6 protein-coding genes, 1 tRNA gene and 1 pseudogene are annotated in these 6,267 nt (G+C 69.7%); 1 reads left to right on the forward strand and 7 read right to left on the reverse strand.

Annotation, left to right across the window (positions count from 1 at the left end; genetic code table 11):
• Positions 1–86 precede the first annotated feature (86 nt).
• The 3 genes from lysA to ACZ7DL_RS33330 all read right to left on the reverse strand — a co-directional run bounded on the left by lysA (position 87) and on the right by ACZ7DL_RS33330 (position 3,552).
• Entirely contained in the window at positions 87–1,478 is a 1,392-nt protein-coding gene (gene lysA / locus ACZ7DL_RS33320; protein WP_470779956.1) for a diaminopimelate decarboxylase, read from the reverse strand.
• A gap of 50 nt (positions 1,479–1,528) precedes the next feature.
• The gene (gene nrtL / locus ACZ7DL_RS33325; protein ID WP_470779958.1) at positions 1,529–2,764 is read right to left on the reverse strand and encodes an ArgS-related anticodon-binding protein NrtL; all 1,236 of its coding nucleotides are present in this window, start codon (positions 2,762–2,764) and stop codon (positions 1,529–1,531) included.
• A 254-nt stretch (positions 2,765–3,018) separates the two neighbouring features.
• The gene (locus ACZ7DL_RS33330; protein WP_470779960.1) at positions 3,019–3,552 is read right to left on the reverse strand and encodes a response regulator; all 534 of its coding nucleotides are present in this window, start codon (positions 3,550–3,552) and stop codon (positions 3,019–3,021) included.
• 165 nt (positions 3,553–3,717) lie between these two features.
• Here ACZ7DL_RS33330 and ACZ7DL_RS33335 point away from each other — a divergent pair.
• A tRNA-Arg gene (locus tag ACZ7DL_RS33335) sits at positions 3,718–3,789 on the forward strand.
• A gap of 250 nt (positions 3,790–4,039) precedes the next feature.
• Here the strand turns inward: ACZ7DL_RS33335 and ACZ7DL_RS33340 are convergent.
• The 4 genes and pseudogenes from ACZ7DL_RS33340 to ACZ7DL_RS33355 all read right to left on the reverse strand — a co-directional run.
• A complete protein-coding gene (locus ACZ7DL_RS33340) occupies positions 4,040–4,336 on the reverse strand; it encodes a GYD domain-containing protein (RefSeq protein WP_031077045.1) in 297 nt (98 codons plus the stop codon).
• Positions 4,337–4,580: 244 nt separating this feature from the next.
• Positions 4,581–5,954: a tyrosine-type recombinase/integrase gene (locus ACZ7DL_RS33345; protein WP_470779961.1), complete on the reverse strand. Its 1,374-nt coding sequence runs from the start codon at positions 5,952–5,954 to the stop codon at positions 4,581–4,583.
• Positions 5,951–6,145 (reverse strand): helix-turn-helix transcriptional regulator, encoded by a 195-nt coding sequence (locus ACZ7DL_RS33350; protein WP_030246378.1) that lies wholly within the window; start codon positions 6,143–6,145, stop codon positions 5,951–5,953. Before ACZ7DL_RS33350 ends, ACZ7DL_RS33345 begins: the two co-directional genes overlap by 4 nt.
• Positions 6,121–6,267, reverse strand: a pseudogene (locus tag ACZ7DL_RS33355) (replication initiation protein); the annotation flags it as partial. The pseudogene ACZ7DL_RS33355 and the gene ACZ7DL_RS33350, both read right to left, overlap by 25 nt.

Below are 6,267 nucleotides of genomic sequence, written 5' to 3' on the forward strand. Positions count from 1 at the left end.
CTTCGTCCGGATCGTGAGACATCTATTTCATTTTCACCGGGGCGGAAGACCGCAGATCTTCCGCCCGGGGTTTTCCGCGGGTGCGGTCACCCGACGTCGAGACGCAGGAGGTCCTCCTCCGTCTCCCGCCGGACGATGACCCGGGCCGCGCCGTCCTGTACGGCGACGACGGGCGGCCGGAGCACATGGTTGTAGTTGCTGGCCATGGACCGGCAGTACGCGCCCGTGGCCGGCACGGCGATCAGGTCGCCCGGCGCCAGGTCGGCGGGCAGGAACGCGTCCTTGACCACGATGTCCCCGCTCTCGCAGTGCTTGCCGACGACACGGGCGAGCATCGGCTCGGCGTCGCTCGTCCGCGACACGAGGGCAACGCTGTACTCGGCGTCGTACAGCGCGGTCCGGATGTTGTCCGACATGCCGCCGTCGACGGAGACGTACGTCCGCAGCCCGTCCAGCGGCTTGATGGTGCCGACCTCGTAGAGCGTGAAGGCGGTGGGTCCGACGATGGCGCGCCCCGGCTCCACGGAGATCCGCGGGGTCCGCAGCCTGGCCACCTCGCACTCACGGGTGACGATCTCGGTCAGCGCCTTGGCGATCTCGTGCGGCTCGCGGGGATCGTCGTCACTCGTGTACGCGATACCGAGCCCGCCGCCCAGGTCGATCTCGGGCAGCTCGACCCCGTGCTCGTCGCGGATGTCCTTGAGCAGCCCGACCACGCGGTGGGCGGCGACCTCGAACCCGGACATGTCGAAGATCTGCGACCCGATGTGGCTGTGAATGCCGATCAGTTCGAGCCCGTCGAGCTGGAGGGCCCGCCGTACGGCCTCGGCGGCCTGCCCGCCGGCGATCGGAATCCCGAACTTCTGGTCCTCGTGGGCGGTGGCGATGAACTCGTGCGTGTGCGCCTCCACACCGACGGTGATCCGGATCTGGACCTTCTGCCGCTTCCCCAGGGACTGCGCCACGTGGGCGACCCGCACGATCTCCTGGAAGGAGTCGAGCACGATCCGCCCGACGCCGGCCTCCATGGCCCGGGTGATCTCCGCGACGGACTTGTTGTTGCCGTGGAAGGCGATGCGCTCGGCGGGCATCCCGGCGCTCAGGGCGGTGGCCAGCTCACCGCCCGAGCACACGTCCAGGTTGAGCCCCTCCTCGTTCAGCCAGCGCACGACGGCCCGGGAGAGGAACGCCTTGCCCGCGTAGAACACGTCGGCGTCCGGACCGAACGCGGTGCGCCAGGCACGCGCCCGGGCCCGGAAGTCGGCCTCGTCGAGGATGTAGGCAGGGGTGCCGAACTCCTCGGCGAGCCGGGTGACGGGGACCGCGCCGACGGTGAGCACGCCGTCGGCGTCGCGCGTGACGGTCTGGGCCCAGACCTTCTGGTCCAGGGCGTTGAGGTCGGCGGGCGGCGCGTAGTAGTGCCCCTCGGGAAGAACGTCGGCGTGACGGGGCCCGGCGGGGTGGGCGGAACGGCTCATGACTCTCAGACTCTCTGTCTCTCTCCGGGACGCGACTGCTCTCGGGCGCCTCAGAGGTGTTCGGGTGCGTCGATGCCGAGCAGGGACAGGCCACCGGCCAGCACCGTCCCGGCGGCTTCGGCAAGCGCCAGCCGGGCACGGTGGGCGGCCGAGGGTTTCTCCTCGCCACGGGGAAGCACGGAAGACAACAGGGGCAGCACGGCATCGGCGACGGTGACGAGATGCCGGGCGAGCCGGTCCGGGGCACGGTGGGTGGCGGCCGCGGTGAGGATCCGGGGGTGGTCGGCGAGGGGGGTGAGCAGGGCCCGAACGGCGACGCCGGCGTCCGGGGTGGGAAGGCTGGGGGTGGCGGAGGGGTGGGGGGTGGCGGTGCGGGCGCGCGCGGTCGGGGCGGCGGTGCGGGTGTTCGTGGAGGGGGTCTGAACCGGGGCGGCGGTCGCGGAGGCCGAGGTGGGGCCGGAGCTCACGCAGGGGGTCTGATCCGGGCCGGGGTTCGTGGAGGCCGAGGTGGGGGCGGGGTTCACGCCGAGGCCGACGGGGCCGACGGGGCCGACGGGGCCGACGGGGCCGACGGGGCCGACGGGGCCGGGCTCGGCGGTGAAGCCCAGGCGGGCGGCGTTGCGGCTGAGGGAGCGGATGCGGGCGTGGGCGTACCGCACCCGGAACAGCGGATTACCCTCCCGCTGGACGAGGTGGTCGGCGGTGATCCGGGGCCGGTCGTGCGGGGCGGGATGGAGGAGGGCCCACTGGGCGGCGTCGGGCCCGAGCGGGGCGGGGTCCTCGGGAGCCGGCACGGGCCGGAGATTGACGGGCTCGCCGTGCTCGACGGTGGCCCGCCCGCCCTGGGTCCCCACGATGCGCACGACGGCGTCGGCGACGACCTCGGCCCGCACCTCGTACGGCACGCGCAGGGCGAGGACCTGACCGGCGAGGGAGTCACCGTGGCCGTACCGGACGCCCCTCCCGAGGATCTCGCGCACGAGCCCGGTGACGGGGTCGGCCTGCTCGTCGAGGCTGATGTTGAGGAACCCGGGTCCGGTGACGACGACGTCCCGGATGCCGTCGGCGGCGACGAGACGGGTCCGCAGGATCTCGGCCACCCGCTGCGGGGGCTGCTTGGCCGAGCGAGCGAGCTGCAAGGCGATGGTGGTGGCGAAGTCCCCGCATCCGCCGGGCCCCGGCTCGGTCACCACGGCCCGCTCGGGGACGGTCACACTCAGTTCTCCCTCATCGACGGCACAACGCACCGCGTACAACACGGTGCGGGAGAGCTCGACGGGGGTCACGGGACAAGCGTAGGGGAGGAGGGGGGTGGGTATGCGAGCCGGTTATGCCTGTGCACCTGCCGTCCGCACGGGGCCTGCCCCTGCCGTACGAACGTCCCCCTGCCGTCCGCACGGGCCTGACCCTGCCGTACGAACGTCCCCCTGCCGTCCGCACGGGCCTGACCCTGCCGTACGGACTAACGGGCATGGCCCTGCCATATGAACGAGCCTGGCCCCTGCCGTACGAACGGCCTGCCCCCTGCGTACCTACGGATCTAGCCTCCGAAGGACATCCCGCCCGGCACGCCGTCGGAGACGCCGTCACCGTCGGTCTCCCCGTCACCGCCGCCGTCCCCGCCCCGATCTCCTCGATCTCCTCCGCCGCCTCCTTCGCCGGCCTCTCCCCCGTGCCCGCCGGACTCACCGTGCCCGGCCCTGCGCTGGATGAGGTGCTTGACGAGTCGTACGAGCTCGGCAGGTTCGAAGGGCTTGGCTAGGAAGGCGTCCACGCCGACGTCGAGGCCGGTCTCGACCTCGTACTGCGTACACGCGCTGATGATGGCGAGGGGCACGTGGTGGGTACGGGGATCGGCCCGGAGCCGGGCGGCGGTGCGCAGCCCGTCCAGCCGAGGCATGACGACGTCGAGCGTCACGACGTCGGGCCGTACCTGGTGCACCACGTCCAGACACTCGGCACCGTCGGCCGCGGTCACGACCTCGAGCCCTTCCAGTTCGAGGTTGACCCTGATCAGCTGCCGGATGACCTTGTTGTCGTCGACAACAAGCACCCGGCCAGAAGCGCCTGGCACAACTCGAGAGTAGGTCCGGACCGGCCACCGCGTCCGGGTTTTCCCCACTTCCGCCCCCTGGAGGGGACCCGCCCACCCCCACCCGGGGAAACGGGTTCCTGATCACTCCGCCGGACCTGCTAATGTTCTACCCGTCGCCGCAAGCGAGAGCTCAGCGCCCGACACGCCCCCGTAGCTCAGGGGATAGAGCAACGGCCTCCGGAGCCGTGTGCGCAGGTTCGAATCCTGCCGGGGGCACCTTGGATTTGGTGCCTATAGACCCCGTCACCAGCGGAAACGCTGAGGCCGGGGTCTTCGCGTATGTGCAGGCGTATGTCGCTCGGAGCGGGCGTATGTCGGGGGCTGTGGACGAGGCGTGGACGGGATCTTGGGGCGTAAGCGCAGGTCATGCCCGGTACCCCCGAGGCTCCGGACAGGTCCAGGGACCTTGGGGGGTACCGCCTTGAGCGTGTCACTCGTACCAACAGAACCTCGACGGGGAAGTTCCTCAGCCGGTGGCTTTGGCGATGATGCGGTCCATCTCCTCCCGGCCGAAGGCCCGCAGGGTCGTGCTACGGACGTTGCCCAACGCGCCGACCTGTAGGAGCACTGCGGTGGCAGTCTCGTCGTCGGGCGCCTCCACGACAGCCACGATGTCGTACGGGCCGACGGTCCAGAAGAGGTTCAGGACCTTCACCCCGAGCTTCTGAGCCGCTGCCGTGAAGGCTTCGGCGCGTTGCGGGGTGTCCTTGTAGCCGCGGACTCCCTGGTCGGTCCAGTTCAGCAGCGCAACAAACGTCGGCATGATCCTTTACCCCTGTAAGTAGACGCACCTAGTCGTGGTCAACTCTGGGCATCATGCGCGTAATACGCATGAGAGGCGCCTCTGAACGAGTGATGGAAGCCGTCCTTACTTCATAGCCCGGCCCGACATACACCCCGGAGCCACCGGCGCTGAATTCCTGAGGACAGGAACGCCCCTCTCGGCCAAGGCCATGCCGATGCCCCCGGAACAAGTCCGGGGGCATCGGGGCTACCGTCGTCAGCGATCACTCGTACTCGCGCAACAGATCCTCAATACGCCGGTTGGCGACGTCTTGCCGTCCGTCGAGGCACTTGGCGTAGCGGGTCAGCAAAACTTCCACGCTGTTGCCGGCGCGCTCGGCCACCTCGGTGGGGTCGACACCGGCGTTGAGCCACGTCGACAGCGCCGAGTGCCGGAGGTCGTACGGCCGACTCGCGAGCGGCGAGGCCGCGACGGCTGGCGGAAGCGCGAGGAGCCGAGCTTCCTGCCACACGCGGTAGTAGGTCGAGGACGGGACGACCGAGCCCTTCTCGCTGAAGAACAGCCGCCCGTCGTCCGCCGTGCCGAAGGTGGCCAGGTGCTCGCGGAGTACGGCCACGAGGTGAGGCGGGATCGGCACCCGCCTCACGTCCTCGGTCGGCCGGTTCTTCAGCCCGCGGTCGTCATGGGTCTCCCCCGAGTCGGTCCACTGCTTGCCGACGGACGGACGGGTCCGGTGGAGCAGCGCCGAGCCCCAGCCCTGCTCGGGAAGCTTCAGGTCCGTCTCGACAAGGCCGACCGCTTCCGCCGGCCGGAGACCGCCGAAGTACATCGCAGCGAACAGACCCACGAGGCGACGACCACGAGCACGCCGGTACCCGCCCACGTAGGAAACCGCCGCCAGGAGGTTCCGTGCCTGCTCCGGATTGGCGACAACCCGCGGGTCGACCTGGTTGGACACCTTTGGCTTCTGCCAGCGGACAGCCGTGATGGGGTTGTCGCGCAGCTCCCCCAGGTCGACGGCGTAATTCGCGGCATTGACGAGTGTCCGACGCTTGCGCCGCACGGTCTCCGCCGCTGCTGCCGTGCCGTCGAGCTTGAGCTTCAGCGAGTCGAGGACCGTGCGAGCCGTGGCCGCTTCAGCGAGATCGGCGAGCGGCCGGGATGCCTTGGACACCCAGTGGAGAACGTTCCGCACGTCGTCCGGGACTTCCCGGTCATCGGGCCCCGGCAGCACGAAGGCCCAGTTGCGTAATGCTCTGCGGATCTCCTCGTCGGATGGTCGTCCGGCGCGCTCGTCGAGGAGTTCCAGCGTCACGCTGGTGAGGGCTTCATTGATGCCGTCCCGTGTGTTGGGGGCGGCATGAGGCCATTTCATGGCGAGGTACCTAAGAGCGAAGGCGTACCACGACACGGCCGACTTCTTCTCTTCCATTGAGGCCGGAAGTCCCGACTCCGTGTCGAACTCCTCTCCGTCGCGCATGGCACGCATGAGCTTCGTGGGGTAGTGGTCGGCGAGCGCCTTGGTGCGGAAGGACTCCGAAAACACACCGCCTGCGACAGACCAGCGGACACCGTACGAGGGCGTCTTGGTGTCCCGCTTGCGGACGCCCCAGACCTTTACGTCGAGAGACTTCACGCCGCCTCCTCCAGCTGTCGCAGCCATGTGTTGAAGTCACTCCGCCAAACCCGCAGCTCTCCGTTGGGCAGCTTGAATGCGGCTGGCCCGTACCCCAGTTCTCGCCAGCGGTAGAACGTCCGACGGGAGACACCGCCCAGCTCATCCAGGACTTGGCGAACGGTCATCAGCTCGTCACGACGGGCGTCCATGTCGGTTCTCCTTCCGTTCCGGGGGCGGGTTCGAGGGATGCAGCGAGCCAGGCCTCGCCGTTACTCAGGCCGGTTCCGGCGAAGGCCCAGTGGGCGAGGACGAGCGTGGTTTCGCCGTCCTG

The organism is Streptomyces sp. NPDC036984 (assembly GCF_055607665.1).

Coding starts and splice junctions, on each gene's coding strand:
- ACZ7DL_RS33350 (WP_030246378.1), bottom strand. CDS start 6,145: ATGGACGCCCGTCGTGACGAGCTGATGACCGTTCGCCAAGTCCTGGAT.
- lysA (WP_470779956.1), bottom strand. CDS start 1,478: ATGAGCCGTTCCGCCCACCCCGCCGGGCCCCGTCACGCCGACGTTCTT.
- ACZ7DL_RS33340 (WP_031077045.1), bottom strand. CDS start 4,336: ATGCCGACGTTTGTTGCGCTGCTGAACTGGACCGACCAGGGAGTCCGC.